At 62.0% G+C, this 15674-nt stretch carries 9 protein-coding genes and 1 rRNA gene; 9 read left to right on the top strand and 1 reads right to left on the bottom strand.

Annotation, left to right across the window (positions count from 1 at the left end):
* From rrf to ABX75_RS26070, 7 genes are all read left to right on the top strand, one after another.
* Window positions 1-97 (top strand): 5S ribosomal RNA (rrf, locus tag ABX75_RS28130); the annotation flags it as partial.
* Window positions 98-230: 133 nt separating this feature from the next.
* Window positions 231-3683 carry an exodeoxyribonuclease V subunit gamma gene (gene recC / locus ABX75_RS26095; protein WP_047882930.1) on the top strand — a complete coding sequence of 1151 codons (3453 nt, stop codon included), beginning with the start codon at window positions 231-233 and terminating at the stop codon, window positions 3681-3683.
* Window positions 3680-7354, top strand: coding sequence for an exodeoxyribonuclease V subunit beta (gene recB, locus ABX75_RS26090; protein ID WP_047882929.1), 3675 nt, complete (start codon window positions 3680-3682; stop codon window positions 7352-7354). The genes recC and recB overlap by 4 nt, the downstream gene beginning before the upstream one ends.
* The gene (gene recD / locus ABX75_RS26085) at window positions 7351-9408 is read left to right on the top strand and encodes an exodeoxyribonuclease V subunit alpha (protein WP_034115084.1); all 2058 of its coding nucleotides are present in this window, start codon (window positions 7351-7353) and stop codon (window positions 9406-9408) included. Before recB ends, recD begins: the two co-directional genes overlap by 4 nt.
* Window positions 9409-9563: 155 nt before the next feature.
* Window positions 9564-10139 (top strand): YfiR family protein, encoded by a 576-nt coding sequence (locus tag ABX75_RS26080; RefSeq protein WP_047882928.1) that lies wholly within the window; start codon window positions 9564-9566, stop codon window positions 10137-10139.
* Window positions 10136-11398, top strand: coding sequence for a diguanylate cyclase domain-containing protein (locus ABX75_RS26075; protein ID WP_047882927.1), 1263 nt, complete (start codon window positions 10136-10138; stop codon window positions 11396-11398). Before ABX75_RS26080 ends, ABX75_RS26075 begins: the two co-directional genes overlap by 4 nt.
* Window positions 11399-11402: 4 nt before the next feature.
* Window positions 11403-11894 (top strand): OmpA family protein, encoded by a 492-nt coding sequence (locus tag ABX75_RS26070; RefSeq protein ID WP_034100592.1) that lies wholly within the window; start codon window positions 11403-11405, stop codon window positions 11892-11894.
* A gap of 248 nt (window positions 11895-12142) precedes the next feature.
* Here the strand turns inward: ABX75_RS26070 and ABX75_RS26065 are convergent, their stop codons facing one another.
* Window positions 12143-13090, bottom strand: a complete 948-nt coding sequence (locus ABX75_RS26065) for a LysR family transcriptional regulator (protein ID WP_034115080.1) — start codon at window positions 13088-13090, stop codon at window positions 12143-12145.
* A 132-nt stretch (window positions 13091-13222) separates the two neighbouring features.
* On the opposite strand from ABX75_RS26065, the gene ABX75_RS26060 reads away from it, so the two are divergent.
* Window positions 13223-14740, top strand: a complete 1518-nt coding sequence (locus ABX75_RS26060) for a CoA-acylating methylmalonate-semialdehyde dehydrogenase (RefSeq protein WP_047882926.1) — start codon at window positions 13223-13225, stop codon at window positions 14738-14740.
* A 15-nt stretch (window positions 14741-14755) separates the two neighbouring features.
* A complete protein-coding gene (gene mmsB / locus ABX75_RS26055) occupies window positions 14756-15643 on the top strand; it encodes a 3-hydroxyisobutyrate dehydrogenase (protein ID WP_034100586.1) in 888 nt (295 codons plus the stop codon).
* Window positions 15644-15674 lie beyond the last annotated feature (31 nt).

Below are 15674 nucleotides of genomic sequence, written 5' to 3'. Positions count from 1 at the left end.
TGGAACCACCTGATCCCATCCCGAACTCAGAAGTGAAACGATGCATCGCCGATGGTAGTGTGGGGTTTCCCCATGTGAGAGTAGGTCATCGTCAAGATTAAATTCCGAAACCCCAATTGCGAAAGCAGTTGGGGTTTTGTTTTGCGCGCTCGAAAAGCCGTGGGCATCATCAGCGCCGACTTCGGTGCTAAAGTCCATACCCCCGATTTTGCTTTCCCAAGGAAGCTGTTATGCCGGATGCGATGTCCCTCAGCGCTGGATTCATGGTGGTTCACGGTAACCGCTTGGATGAGTTGCGCAGCCTGGTGGTTAGCTGGATGCGCCGGTATCCCCTAGCGCCCCTGGAAAATGAAATTGCATTGGTACAAAGCAACGGTATTGCCCAGTGGCTCAAGCTGGCATTGGCTGAAGATCCGGAAGACGATGACATGGGCGGCTGCGGCATCGCTGCTGCCATCGACGTACAACTCCCCGGCAGTTTTATGTGGCAGCTCTATCGCATGGTCCTGGGGCGTGACGAAATCCCCCCCAAATCCTTGCTCGATAAAGCCCCACTCACTTGGCGGTTGATGCGCCTACTGCCCGAGCTCATTGACCAACCGCACTTCGAGCCGCTGCAGCGCTTCCTAACCCACGACACCGACCTGCGCAAACGCTACCAATTGGCCGAACGCTTGGCCGACCTGTTCGACCAATATCAGGTCTACCGCGCCGACTGGCTTGAAGATTGGGCCGCCGGTCGGCATCAACTGCGCAATGGACGAGGTGAGGCCAAGCCCCTCAGTCCGGCGAACTGCTGGCAAGCCGAGTTATGGCGTGCGCTGCTGCTGGATGTCGGTGAGGAGGGCATGGCCGAAAGCCGTGCCGGCGTGCATCAGCGCTTTATCGAACGCATCAATACCCTCGAGGAAGCTCCACCCGACCTCCCTTCACGGGTCATCGTGTTCGGTATTTCGTCATTGCCCGCCCAGGCTCTCGAAGCACTCGCCGGTCTGGCTCGTTTCAGTCAAGTTCTGTTATGCGTACACAACCCCTGTCGCCACCATTGGTCCGACATCGTCGCCGACAAAGACCTGCTTCGAAACGAATACAAACGCCAAGCACGTAAAGCCGGCATGCCGATCAGTATCGACCCGCAAACCCTGCACCAGCATGCCCATCCGCTGTTGGCTGCTTGGGGCAAACAGGGGCGCGACTACATCAGCCTGCTGGACAGTTACGACGATCCCAATAGCTATCGCGCCGCATTCCGCGATGGACGCATCGATCTGTTCAGCGAGAGCACCCCGACCACGCTGCTCAACCAGTTGCAGGACGATATCCTCGAACTGCGCCCACTCAATGAAACCCGCGATCTATGGCCCGCTGTCGACTTGGAGCATGATTCGTCTATCCGTTTCCACATCGCCCACAGCGCGCAACGTGAAGTCGAAGTGCTGCACGACCAACTCCTGCAGCGCTTCAGTGCCGATCCCACGCTGCGTCCTCGTGACATCATCGTTATGGTCCCGGATGTCGACAGCTACGCGCCGCATATCCGTGCTGTGTTCGGTCAGCTTGAGCGCAACGATCCGCGCTTTATCCCGTTCACCCTGACGGACCAGGGCCAACGCGGCCGCGATCCGTTGCTGATCGCAGTCGAGCATCTACTTAAACTCCCCGACAGCCGCTTCCCCGTCAGCGAAATCCTCGATCTGCTCGACGTTCCCGCCCTGCGCGAACGCTTTGCAATCAAGGAACGCGACCTGCCGACGCTGCATCGCTGGATCGAAGGCGCCGGTATCCGCTGGGGGCTCGACGCGCAACAACGTGCCGGCCTGGGCCTGCCTGCTGAGCTTGAACAGAACAGCTGGCGATTCGGCCTGCGCCGCATGTTGCTGGGGTATGCGGTGGGCAGTGGCGCGGCCTGCGAAGGTATCGAACCTTACGACGAAATTGGCGGCCTCGACGCGGCGCTGATTGGCCCGCTCGTTGCCTTGCTCGATGCGCTGAGTGACGCTCATCAGACCTTGTCCGAGCCAGCAGCGCCGCAGCAATGGGGCGAGCGCTTGCAAGACTTGATGCAGCGGTTCTTCCTGGCCAGTAGTGAACACGATGACTATCTGCTGAGCCAACTGGAACAGCTGCGAGAAACCTGGTTGGAAACCTGTGAGTCCGTCGGCCTGCAGGACGAGTTACCGCTCACCGTGGTCCGCGAAGCCTGGCTCGCCGGTCTGGATCAAGGCCGATTGTCCCAGCGTTTCCTCGCCGGAGCTGTCAATTTCTGCACCCTGATGCCCATGCGTGCCATTCCCTTCAAGCTCGTCTGCCTGCTGGGTATGAACGACGGCGATTACCCTCGCGCCCAGCCACCGCTGGACTTCGACCTGATGGGCAGCGACTACCGCCCAGGCGACCGGTCCCGTCGCGAAGACGACCGTTACTTGTTGCTCGAAGCCCTGCTCTCTGCCCGAGACCAGCTCTACATCAGTTGGGTCGGCCGCAGCATCCGCGACAACAGCGAGCGTCCGGCTTCGGTGCTGATCGGCCAGTTGCGCGATCATCTCGCCAGCGGCTGGAAACACGCGGCAAACGACGCCCCCCTCATTGACGCGCTGACCCAGGAACACCCATTGCAGCCGTTCAGCGCCCGCTACTTCCACGCAGGCGATCCGCTGTTCAGCTACGCCCGCGAATGGCAGGTATTGCACGAGGACGCGCCCGTCACCGGCACGGAGCCGGAATTGGCGCAGCATCAGCAAGAAGAACCTCTAAGTCTCGGTCAGTTGCAGGATTTCCTACGCAACCCGGTTAAACATTTCTTCAGCCAGCGTCTGAAAGTGTTCTTTGAAGCCGCCGAAGTACCTCTGGCCGATGAAGAACCCTTCGTTCTTGATGCTCTGCAACGCTACAGCCTGAGCGACAGCCTGCTCAATGCCGCGCTGAGCCAACCGGAGCACCTCGACCAGGCGCTCAAGGCGCAGGCCCAGCGCCTACAAGGCAGTGGCCTGCTGCCCATGGTTGGTTTCGGCGAATGTCTGCGCAACGAACTGATCGAGCCTTTGCCCGGCCTGCTGCAACGCTACCAGCAACTACTGGCCCTATGGCCAATCCCGCATACCGCGACGGAACCGGTCAGTTTTGAGCATCAGGGGATCAGGTTGGAAGGCTGGATCAGTGGGCTGCATCGGCGCAGTGATGGCGGGTTGCTCAGCGTCAGCACCATTCCTAATAGCATCGGCTCGATCAAGACACGCAAGTGGCATCGTCTGATCCGCCCGTGGGTCAATCATCTGGTGGCCTGCGCTTGCGGGCTGCCGTTGAGTACCGGCCTAGTGGCCAGTGATGACACCTTGCTGCTGGCCCCGCTGGACCCAGCGCTCGCCCAGGATATCCTCGGCCACCTGCTCCTGGCCTGGCACAGTGGCATGCGCAAGCCGCTGCCGGTGGCGGTCAAGACCGCATTCGCCTGGTTGGGCCAGACCGATCCGGCCAAAGCCCATGCCGCGGCGAGCAAAGCCTACGAAGGCGACGGGCTGACCACCGACGGCGAACGCCGGGAAACCCCCGCACTCACGCGCCAATTTCCGGATTACGCAGCCTTGGTGGCCAGCGAAGAATTCGAAGGTTGGTGCGAAACACTGTACCGACCCATGCTTGATGCGCCGTGGCGATCACTTACTGGCGAGGAGGCCCGCGCATGAGCAGCACACCTTTGGCCCTGGCCTTCCCACTCAAAGGTAGCCAGCTGATTGAAGCCAGCGCCGGCACCGGCAAGACCTTCACAATTTCCGCCTTGTACCTGCGCCTGGTGCTTGGCCACGGCGGCGATGCGTGGGGGTTTGGTCGTGAATTGCTGCCGCCGCAGATCCTGGTGGTGACCTTCACCGACGCCGCCACCAAGGAGCTGCGTGAGCGTATCCGCATTCGCCTGGCTGAGGCCGCGCGGTTTTTCCGCGATGAGATCCCGTCGCCCGACGCTCTGATCGCCGACCTGCGTGTGCACTATGCGCCTGAGCAGTGGCCCGCCTGCGCTAACCGCCTGGACATCGCTGCCCAGTGGATGGACGAAGCGGCTGTGTCCACCATCCACAGTTGGTGTCAGCGCATGCTGCGCGAACATGCGTTCGACAGCGGCAGCCTGTTTACCCAGACATTGGAAACCGATCACAGCGACCTGCTCGGCGAAGTACTGCGCGATTACTGGCGGCTGTTCTGCTACCCGATGCACGACGATGCCCTCAACTGGGTGCGCACTCATTGGGGCGGCCCCGCTGCGCTGATGCCGCGCGTGCGCGCGCTGTTCGGCAGCGAGCGTCCCAGCGACGAAACCCGCGATCCCGCCGAGTTGATCAACGCCTGTTTGCAGGAGCGCCGCGAAGCGCTGGTCGCCCTCAAAGCGCCCTGGCAGCAATGGGCCGCCGAACTGCGCGATCTTTGCCTGCAGGCCGTGGCTGCCAAAGCCGTCGACGGTCGCAAGATGCAAGCGCGCTATTTCGAGCCCTGGTTCGAAAAAATCAGTGCCTGGGCAAGCGACGAAACCCAGGAGCAACTGGACATCGGCACCGGCTTCACACGCCTTACGCCCGAGGGCATGGCCGAAGCTTGGAAAGGCGAGCCGCCCCGGCATCCCGGTATCGATGCCATGGCCAACCTCAAAGCCAGCCTTGACGCGTTGCCCACCCCGGACGCCGCCGTGTTGCAACACGCCGCCGCCTGGGTGGGTAAACGCTTCGAAGAGGAAAAACGCCGACGCGCCGAAATGGGCTTCGATGACATGCTGATCCGCCTCAATGCGGCCCTCCAAGCAGAGGGCGGCGAGCGCCTGGCCAGCGTGATCCGCGAGCAATTCCCAGTCGCGTTGATCGATGAATTCCAGGACACCGATCCGGTGCAATACAGCATTTTCGACAGCATCTATCGCATCGAAGAAAACCACCTGGATAGCGGCCTGTTCCTGATCGGTGACCCCAAGCAAGCGATCTACGCTTTCCGTGGCGCCGACATTTACACCTACCTGCGCGCACGTAAATCCACACTCGGCCGCCATCACACCCTGGGCACCAACTTCCGCTCCAGCCATGCCATGGTCGACGCAGTGAATCATGTGTTCCAGCGTGCGGAGTCCGGGCGCGGTGCGTTTCTGTTCCGCGAGCCGAATGGCGATAACCCGGTGCCGTTCCAGCCGGTATTGTCCCAAGGCCGCAAAGAGACCTTGCTGGTCGACGGCCAGCCTGTGCCGGCGATGAACCTCTGGCACTTGGCAACCGACAAGCCGATTTCCAACGCGGTGTACCGCCAGCAGCTGGCTGCTGCTTGTGCTACGCAGATTGTTGAGCTGCTCAATGCCGGGCAGCAAGGCAAGGCCGGTTTCCTACAGCCGGACGCCAGCTTCAAAGGTGTATTGCCGTCGGATATCGCCATCCTGGTCCGCGACGGCAAGGAGGCCCAAGCCGTGCGTGCGGAATTGGCCGCTCGGGGTGTGCGAAGCGTGTACCTGTCCGATAAGGACTCGGTGTTTGCCGCCCAGGAAGCCCATGACCTGTTGGCCTGGCTCAAGGCCTGCGCCGAGCCGGATATGGAGCGCCCCCTGCGTGCCGCCCTGGCGTGTGTCACGTTGAATCTGTCGCTGCCCGAACTGGAGCGTCTGAATCAGGACGAATTGGCGTGGGAAAGCCGCGTTATGCAGTTTCGCGGTTACCGTGCGATTTGGCGCACCCAAGGCGTGCTACCGATGCTGCGGCGTTTGCTGCACGACTTCAAATTGCCGCAAACCCTGATCGCCCGCAGCGACGGCGAACGTGTGTTGACCAACCTGTTGCACTTGAGCGAACTGCTGCAACAGGCCGCCTCGGAGCTGGACGGCGAACAAGCGTTGATCCGCCACCTGGCCGAGCATCTGGCGCTCTCGGGTCAAGCCGGTGAAGAGCAGATCCTACGCCTGGAAAGCGATGAGCAATTGGTCAAAGTGGTCACCATCCACAAATCCAAAGGTCTGGAATACGACCTGGTGTTTCTGCCGTTTATTTGTTCGACCAAACCCGTGGACGGCAGCCGCCTGCCGCTGCACTACCACGATGAACATGGCAAATCCCAGGTCAGCCTGCGCCCGACCGCCGAGCTGATTGCCCAGGCTGACGACGAGCGGCTGGCCGAAGACCTGCGCTTGTTTTATGTCGCCCTGACCCGCGCCAAGCACGCGTGCTGGCTGGGCATCGCCGACCTCAAGCGCGGCAACAGCAGTAGTTCGGTCCTGCACTTGTGTGCGCTGGGCTATTTGCTTGGCGGCGGCAATGTGCTGCGCGAGTCGGCGGGCCTGGCCCGTTGGCTGCTGGATTTGCAGGACGGTTGCCCAGCCATCCATTACGCCCAAGTGCCTGAGGCGCAAGAGGTGCTGTTCCACCCGCCGCGCAACCAGGCCACGCTGCTCGCGCCGTTGTTGCCCAGCCGCAAGGCGGCGGAAAACTGGTGGATTGCTTCCTACAGCGCGCTGCGTATTGGCGACAGCCTGAGCAGCCCGACCCTCGAAGCGCCCGAAAACCCACAAGCGCAAAAGCTGTTCGATGACGAGCGCCTGGACCCGGATGCACCGCGTGAAGTGGCAGCGTCTGGTGGCGACATTCACCGTTTCCCACGCGGCCCCAACCCCGGTACCTTCCTGCACGGTTTGCTGGAATGGGCGGGTGAAGAAGGCTTCAACGTGACGCCGCAGGCCATCGAACAAGCCGTCGGCGCGCGTTGCAATCGGCGCAACTGGGAGGGGTGGATCGTTACCCTCAGTGCCTGGCTGGGCCATCTGCTGCACACGCCACTGCCTGTGGATAACGGTCGCGTGGCCTTGAGCGGCTTGCGGCACTATCAGATCGAGATGGAGTTCTGGTTCGCCAGTCATAAGGTCGATGTGCTCGCCCTGGATAAACTGGTGTGTCAGTACACCCATGACGGCGTCGCCCGGGTGGCTGCCGAACCAGTGCTGCTCAACGGCATGTTCAAGGGGTTTATCGACCTGACGTTCGAACACGATGGCCGCTACTACGTGGCCGACTACAAATCCAACTGGCTCGGGCCTGACGATTCGGCCTACACCCCGCAAGCCATGGAACAGTCGATCCTTGAGCATCGGTATGACCTGCAATATGTCCTCTACCTACTGGCCCTGCATCGCCAGCTCAAGGCACGGTTGCCCGACTACGATTACGACCGCCACATTGGCGGCGCACTGTATCTGTTCCTGCGCGGCACCCAGTCTGCCAGCCAAGGCGCGTATTTCACCCGGCCGCCACGGGCGCTGATCGAAGGCCTGGACCTGTTGTTCCAAGGCAAACCGCTGCCACCCAAAACTGAGCCGGCCTGGGAACAAGGAGTGCTGTTATGAGCCTGTCGCCATTACCGCTGGAGGCACTAGCGCCGCTGGAACGCTCCGCCGATCTGGTGCAATTACTGGAACGCTGGGTCGAGCGCGGCTGGTTGCGGGCGCTGGATAAGGCTTTCGTTGGCTTCCTGCACGAACTCGATCCCCAGGCCGATCCTCTAGTGTTGCTCGCGGCGGCGTTGACCAGCCACCAATTGGGTCACGGGCACGTCTGCCTTGATCTGTTCGAAACCCTAAAGGCGCCGGATTTTGCCCTGTCCCTACCGCCCGAAGGCGACCTGCAGACCGGCGCGATGTTGCTTCCGTCGCAGTTGCTCGATGGCCTCGATGGCGCCCATTGGTGCCATGCACTGGCCGCCAGTTCGTTGGTCGCCCTTGCACTCGACGGCAGTGAAGCGGCACAAAGCCGGCCTCTGGTGCTGTCGGGGAAACGTCTGTACCTGCGGCGCTACTGGACCTACGAGCGACGCATCGATTCCGCATTGCGCCAGCGCCTGGCGACACAGGAAAACTTCACCGCCGATTTGCCCGAGCGGCTCAATGGTCTGTTCGCTCAACCCGCGCCCGACGGCGTAGTGGACTGGCAGAAACTCGCCTGCGCCCTGGCCACCCGAGGGGCGTTCAGTATCGTCACCGGCGGCCCCGGCACCGGCAAGACCACCACTGTGGTGCGCCTGCTCGCGCTGTTGCAGGCGCCGGCGGTGGAATCCGGCAGCCCGCTGCGCATTCGCCTGGCCGCTCCCACTGGCAAAGCCGCGGCGCGCCTGACCGAATCCATCAGCCAGCAAGTGCTGTCGCTGAGTGTTCCCGATACGGTGCGGGAAAAGATCCCGACCCAAGTCACCACCGTCCACCGTTTGCTGGGCAGTCGCCCTGGCACTCGGCATTTCCGTCACCATGCGGGCAACTTGCTGCCCCTGGATGTACTGGTGGTGGATGAAGCCTCGATGATCGACCTGGAGATGATGGCCAATCTGCTGGACGCGCTGCCGCCTCACGCCCGTCTGGTATTGCTGGGCGACAAGGATCAACTGGCCTCGGTGGAAGCCGGTGCCGTGCTCGGCGATTTATGCCGCGACGCCGAAGCCGGTTGGTACAGCCCCGACACGCGCCAGTGGCTACAAGCCGTCAGCGGTGAAGACCTCAGCACCAGCGGCCTGAGCGAAGACCTGGACCACAGCCACCCCCTGGCGCAACAAGTGGTGATGCTGCGCTATTCGCGGCGGTTCGGCGAAGGTAGCGGCATCGGCCAACTGGCGCGCTGGGTCAACCAGCAAAAAGCCGAAGAGGCCCGCAAGCTGCTGGCCGCGCGCAGCCACAGCGACCTGTTCTGCGTCAGCCTCAAGGGCGAACACGACCACGCGCTTGAGCGCCTGGTGCTGGACGGGCAGGGCGGCGGTGCCGAGGGCTATCGCTATTACCTGAACCTGCTGCAATCGGCGCGTCCGTCACCCGCCACCCCCCGTGACGACCACGCCTGGACGGCCTGGGCGCAGCAATTGTTGCAGGCCTTCGACGCGTTCCAATTGCTCTGCGCCGTGCGCAAAGGTCCGTGGGGTGTGGAGGGGTTGAATCTGCGAATCACCGCGGCGCTGCGTAAAGTGCGGCTGATCGAGGGTGACGAGCAATGGTACGAAGGTCGCCCGGTGCTGATGACGCGCAACGACTACGGCCTGGGCCTGATGAATGGCGATATCGGCATCGCCCTCAAACTGCCCGAAAGCGACGGTGGCCCTCAGGTGCTACGGGTGGCTTTCCCACGTAATGACGGCCAGGGCGGCGTGCGATTCGTGCTGCCCAGCCGCCTGAACGATGTGGAAACCGTGTACGCCATGACCGTGCACAAATCCCAAGGCTCGGAATTCACCCACACTGCGCTGATCCTGCCCGACGCCCTGAACCCGGTGTTGACCAAAGAATTGATATACACCGGCATCACCCGCGCCAAGCGCTGGTTCAGCCTGATCGAGCCGCGCGGCGGTGTGTTTGAGGAAGCGGTGCGGCGCAAGGTCAAGCGCTTGAGTGGGTTAATGCTGGAGTTGGATCAAGGCGCCTAAAAAATTGACTGATAGGTCATCTAATATTTCTGATTCTACTGCCTGAATTTTCTGAAAAAATAGCGGACCTCGCGAAGGCACTGCCTCGCGGGGTTTTCCGCCGCTGTGCTATCGTTGCGGCATCACCCCACGAAAACACCTGAGAGAATCGCAGCATGAACGTGGCTGTCTCGCCCACAGAGTGCCGTTGGAGCTGGAGACGCCTGCTGCTGATGGCGCTGCTGTGTGCGCTGGCGCCATACGGGTTTGCGGACGTCCCGGCCACCGAGGGTATGGCCGCGCAGCGTGCCCAGGCGGTCACTCAGGTGGTACTCGGTATTCTCAGTTACGCGCGCTGGCCGGTGGAGCCGGCGCAATTGCGCCTGTGTATCGTCGGGCCCACCCAATACACCGATGACCTGATCAAAGGCACCATCCAGGCGACCGGTCGTCCGGTTGTGGTGCAGCGCCTGTTGGTCAACCATCCCGATATCGTCAACGCCTGCGACGCGGTGTACATCGGCAAACTTACCGCCGATGAGCGCAGCCAATTGTTTGCCTCGTTGATCGGCCACCCGGTGCTCAGCATCAGCGAAGGCGGCGACCAGTGCACCGTCGGCAGCTTGTTTTGCCTGCGCGTAAGCGATGAACAAGTGTCGTTCGAGGTCAACCTCGACTCGGTGGCACGCAGCGGCGTGCGCATTCACCCCAGCGTGCTGCAACTGTCCCGCCGCCGGGCGCCTGCTCCATGACCCATGTGAAAGTGCGACCTAGCCTGCGCTCGGTTATCGGCCGTGGTCATTTGATCCTGGCTCTGGTGGCGGTAACCCTGGCCAGTGTGTCCCTGACCCTGCTCGGCGTGCTGGCGCTGCGCGTCTATGCCGAACACAACTTGCACCTTATCGCACGCTCCATCACTTACACCGTGGAAGCTGCGGTGGTGTTCAACGACCGCGCCGCAGCCACCGAGGCACTGAGCCTGATTGCGTCCACCGAAGAGGTGGCCGATGCCGACGTTTTCGACGCCAACGGCAAGTTACTGGCCCACTGGGCACGCCCCGAAACCGGCATGCTCTCGCGGGTGGAACTGGCACTGGCGCATGCCCTGCTTGAACAGCCGATCAACCAACCGATCCTGCACCAGGGCCGCACCGTCGGCAGTATCCACCTGACCGGCCACGGCGGCAGCCTGCTGCGCTTCCTGCTCAGCGGTCTGGCCGGGATTCTGATCTGCACCGCCCTCAGCGCCTGGGTCGCATTACACCTGGCCCGACGACTGCTGCGCGGGATCACCGTGCCGTTGCAAAGCCTGGCCGCCGTGGCTCACGCCGCTCGCAGCGAGCGGGATTTTGATCGACGTGTACCGCCCGCGCGCATCGCCGAACTCGACAGCCTGGGCAGTGACTTCAATGCCTTGCTCGGCGAAATGGAAGCTTGGCAAAGCCACCTGCAAAGCGAAAACGAAACCCTGGCTCACCAGGCCAACCACGACAGCCTGACCGGCCTGCCCAACCGGGCGTTCTTCGAAGGTCGGCTGATTCGAGCCCTGCGCGGCGCGGCCAAGCTCGACGAGCGGGTCGCGGTATTGTTCCTCGACAGCGATCGCTTCAAAGACATCAACGACAACTTCGGCCACGCCGCCGGCGACGCTGTGCTGGTGGCTGTCGCTGCCCGTGTGCGCGCGCAACTGCGTGACGGTGACCTGGTGGCGCGCCTGGGCGGTGACGAGTTCGCCATCCTGCTTGCGCCGTTGCACAAGGCCGAGGACGCGCAACGCATCGCTGACAAGATCATCGCCAGCATGGACATGCCGATTGAGGTGCCGGGTGGCTCTCAAGTGCTGACGTCGCTCAGCATCGGCATTGCCATTTACCCCGAGCATGGCGCCACACCCGGCACCTTGCTCAATGCCGCCGACGCGGCGATGTACCAGGCCAAACGTCTGTCCCTGGGCGGCCAGCACACGGCGGAGTCGGAGCACTCTGCTGTTAACGTTCAACACAGGAGTTGATCCCTTGTTCTCGACTGCACGCGTTCTGTTTCTTACTGTGCTGGTGGCCTTGTTGGCCCTCGGCGGCTGTCAGACACAACCCCCTAAAGGCCTGACCCCGGCGCAAGTCGCGGTACTCAAACAACAGGGCTTTGAACTCACGGATGACGGCTGGGCATTCGGTCTGTCGGGCAAAGTGCTGTTCGGCAGCGACATCGAAACCCTCAACCCGCCGAGCACCGCGATCGTCCAACGCATCGGCAAAGCCCTGCTCGGCGTGGGCATAGAGCGCGTACGCGTGGACGGCCACACCGACGCCTCCGGCAAAGAAGCCTACAACGAGCAACTCTCCCTGCGCCGCGCCAAAAGCGTGGCCACGGTGCTGACGGGCGTCGGTATGAAAGAAGAAAACATCCAACTGCGCGGCTTGGGCAGCAGCCAGCCCGTGGCATCCAACGATACAGCCGCAGGGCGCACCGAAAATCGGCGGGTGGCGATTGTGGTGATTGCCGACTGAGCGGTTTCGGGTGCTTCAACCTGAATGCCGATCAAGTATGAGCTTGCTCCCGGTAGCGGTGGGTCAGCAACACAGGTATCGACTGAGCAGGCCCCATCGGGGGCAAGCCCCCTCCCACCTCGAATGCATTGCAGGTTGAATACCTGGCTGACGAAACCAGATCAAATGTGGGAGGGGGCTTGAACCCGATGGCGGCGTGGCTGACCCACGGCTAGTCCCTACCCACCGGTTGGTCTGGTTTCGGCCGATTAATCCGCAAACCGCATCTCCCGCGTTTCCCCCATCAACAACCCCCGGTTCTGCTCGGTCACTTCCCGGATGTAGTCCCACAACAACGTAATCCGCTTCAGCTTCCTTAAGTCCTCCCGGCAATACATCCAAAACTGGCGCGTGATCGTGATTTGCTCCCCCAGCACCGGCAACAAGCGTGGGTCTTGTGCCGCCAGGAAGCACGGCAGTATCGCCATCGAGCGGCCCTGTTGTGCCGCGACGTACTGTGCAATCACGCTGGTGCTGCGCAGGCTGGCGCTGGCGCCAGGGACTACGTTGGCCAGGTAGAGCAGCTCGGAGCTGAAGGCCAGGTCATCGACGTAACTGATAAACGGGTGGGTGGCCAGGTCCGCCGGGCGTTGGATCGGCGGATGTTGGTCGAGGTAATCCTGGGTGGCGTACAACTGCAGGGTGTAGTCGCACAGTTTGCAGCACACGTACGGCCCGTGTTCCGGGCGTTCCAGGGCGATGACGATGTCGGCTTCGCGCTTGGACAGGCTGATGAAATGGGGCAGGGGCAGGATGTCGACGGAGATCGCCGGGTAGGTGTCGACAAAGTGGCTCAATTGCGGCGTGACGAAGAAGCTGCCGAAGCCTTCGGTGCAGCCCATGCGCACATGCCCGGACAGTGCGACACCGGAGCCGGACACCTGCTCGCAGGCCATGTGCAGGGTGCTTTCAATGGACTCGGCGTAGCCCAGCAATCGTTGGCCTTCGGGGGTGAGTACAAAGCCGTTGGTGCGGGATTTTTCGAACAGCAGCGTGCCCAATGACACTTCCAGCGAACTGATGCGCCGCGACACCGTGGTGTAGTCCACCGCCAGGCGCTTGGCGGCGACGCTGGCCTTGCGGGTGCGGGCCACTTCGAGGAAAAACTTCAGGTCATCCCAGTTCAGGGAGCCCAGCGACGTGATGTTTTTTTGCATATTGGTCCGGCTTTTATGTGCGTTCTTATTAGAGATTTGCACATCTATACTCCAAAAACAGTCCGAACGCCTCATTCTTCAAGGCGGTTCAACGCCTTGGTTCTCTGCATATAAATAAGAATTGGAGACCACATGAACGCATCTGCCGAAATTTCCGTACAACCGGTCAAGTTGCTGATCAACGGTGAGTGGGTCGAGTCCAAGACCACCCAATGGCAAGACATCGTCAACCCCGCCACTCAGCAAGTGCTGGCCAAAGTCCCGTTTGCCACCGCCGATGAAGTCAACGCCGCCATCGATGCCGCCCATCGCGCCTTCCAGACCTGGAAGCTGACGCCGATCGGCGCGCGCATGCGCATCATGCTCAAACTGCAGGCGTTGATTCGCGAACATTCCAAACGCATCGCCGTCGTCCTCAGCGCCGAGCAGGGTAAGACTATTGCCGATGCCGAGGGCGATATTTTCCGTGGCTTGGAAGTGGTGGAGCACGCCTGTTCCATCGGTACCCTGCAAATGGGCGAGTTCGCCGAGAACGTCGCCGGTGGCGTCGATACCTACACCCTGCGCCAGCCCATCGGCGTGTGTGCGGGCATTACCCCGTTCAACTTCCCGGCGATGATTCCGCTATGGATGTTCCCGATGGCCATCGCCTGTGGTAACACCTTCGTCCTCAAACCGTCCGAACAGGACCCACTATCGACCATGCTGCTGGTGGAGCTGGCGCTGGAAGCCGGCGTACCGGCCGGTGTGCTCAACGTGGTGCATGGCGGCAAGGACGTGGTAGATGCACTGTGCACCCATAAGGACATCAAGGCGGTGTCCTTCGTCGGCTCCACCGCCGTCGGCACCCATGTGTATGACCTGGCCGGCAAGCACGGCAAGCGCGTGCAATCGATGATGGGCGCCAAGAACCACGCCGTCGTGCTGCCGGATGCCAACCGCGAACACACCCTCAATGCCTTGGTCGGCGCCGGTTTCGGTGCGGCAGGCCAGCGCTGCATGGCCACCTCCGTGGTGGTGCTGGTGGGGGCGTCCAAGCAATGGCTGCCGGACCTGAAGACGCTGGCACAGAAGCTCAAGGTCAACGCCGGCAGCGAAGCCGGCACCGATGTCGGCCCGGTGATTTCCAAGCGCGCCAAGGCACGCATCCTGGAATTGATCGAAAGCGGTGTACAGCAAGGCGCCAAGCTCGAATTGGACGGTCGCGACATCCAGGTACCGGGTTTCGAGCAGGGCAACTTTGTCGGCCCGACCCTGTTCTCGGGCGTGACCACGGACATGCGCATCTACACCGAAGAAATCTTCGGCCCGGTGCTGGTGGTGATTGAAGTCGACACCCTTGATGAGGCCATCGCCCTGGTCAACGCCAACCCGTTCGGCAATGGCACCGGCCTGTTTACCCAGAGTGGGGCGGCGGCGCGTAAATTCCAGAGCGAAATCGACGTGGGCCAGGTGGGTATCAACATCCCGATCCCAGTGCCGGTGCCGTTCTTCAGCTTCACCGGTTCCCGTGGTTCCAAGCTCGGTGACCTCGGCCCCTACGGTAAGCAAGTGGTGCAGTTCTACACCCAGACTAAAACCGTCACGAGCCGCTGGTTCGACGACGACACGGTCAACGATGGCGTCAACACCACCATCAACCTGCGCTGATTCCGGGAGACCCTCATGAAGATTGCATTTATCGGTTTGGGCAACATGGGCGCGCCCATGGCCCGCAACTTGATCAAGGCCGGCCACGCGCTGAACCTGTTCGACCTCAACCAGACCGTGCTCAAGGAACTCGCCGAACTGGGCGGTACCATTAGCGACTCGCCACGCCATGCGGCCCAGGGCGCGGAGCTGGTGATTACCATGCTGCCCGCCGCCGCCCATGTGCGCAGCGTGTGGCTGAATGACGATGGCGTACTCGCCGGTATCGGTAGCGGCGTGCCGGCGGTGGATTGCAGCACCATCGACCCGCAGACTGCTCGCGACGTGGCCGCAGCGGCAGCCAAACACGGCGTGGCGATGGCCGACGCGCCCGTCTCCGGCGGCACCGGCGGCGCCCAGGCGGGTACGCTGACCTTTATGGTCGGTGCCACCCCGGAACTGTTCGCTACCCTGCAACCGGTGCTGGGGCAAATGGGCCGCAACATCGTGCATTGCGGTGAAGTAGGTACTGGTCAGATCGCCAAGATCTGCAACAACCTGTTGCTGGGCATCAGCATGGTGGGCGTCAGCGAAGCCATGGCTTTAGGCGATGCGCTGGGGATCGACACCCAGGTGCTTGCGGGCATTATCAACAGCTCCACCGGGCGCTGCTGGAGTTCCGACACTTACAACCCGTGGCCAGGCGTGATCGAAACTGCCCCGGCGTCTCGCGGCTATACCGGCGGTTTCGGCGCGGACCTGATGCTCAAGGACTTGGGTTTGGCCACCGAAGCTGCCCGCCAGGCCAAGCAACCGGTGATTCTGGGCGCTGTGGCCCAACAGTTGTATCAATCCATGAGCCAGCGCGGGGAGGGCGGCAAGGACTTCTCGGCGATTGTTAACAGCTATCGCAAGCCTAAGTAGATCCTACGCAAAGGAAACTGCGTGGTGAGCA

The sequence above is a fragment of the Pseudomonas sp. ARP3 genome (assembly GCF_001029595.1).
Taxonomy (GTDB): domain Bacteria; phylum Pseudomonadota; class Gammaproteobacteria; order Pseudomonadales; family Pseudomonadaceae; genus Aquipseudomonas; species Aquipseudomonas rhodesiae.
Note: the sequence above shows the minus strand (reverse complement) of the source record. Positions and strands in the feature narration are given on the sequence as shown.